Annotated in this window: 1 protein-coding gene; it reads left to right on the forward strand. The window is 67.9% G+C overall.

What is annotated here, in order from left to right; translation table 11 throughout:
• On the forward strand, nt 1-446 hold a 446-nt coding region (locus tag AC1DCP_RS26470), incomplete at both ends, for a hypothetical protein (RefSeq protein ID WP_476774881.1).

The following is a 446-nucleotide window of genomic DNA, read 5'->3' on the forward strand; positions in this document are numbered from 1 at the left end:
TCGGCATCCGCATCGGCGTCGGCATCCGCATCCGCATCCGCATCGGCGTCAGCATCTGCGTCGGCATCAGCGTCAGCGTCCGCATCGGCATCTGCATCCGCGTCAGCGTCAGCGTCGGCGTCAGCATCCGCATCGGCATCGGCATCGGCGTCAGCATCAGCATCCGCATCGGCATCAGCATCCGCATCGGCGTCCGCGTCGGCATCGGCGTCCGCGTCGGCATCGGCGTCCGCGTCAGCATCGGCGTCGGCATCCGCATCGGCGTCAGCATCTGCGTCGGCATCAGCATCGGCGTCAGCGTCGGCATCCGCATCGGCGTCGGCATCCGCATCCGCATCCGCATCGGCGTCAGCATCTGCGTCGGCATCAGCGTCAGCGTCCGCATCGGCATCTGCATCCGCGTCAGCGTCAGCGTCGGCGTCAGCATCCGCATCGGCATCGGCATC

This window comes from Agrobacterium sp. 10T429 (assembly GCF_056393925.1).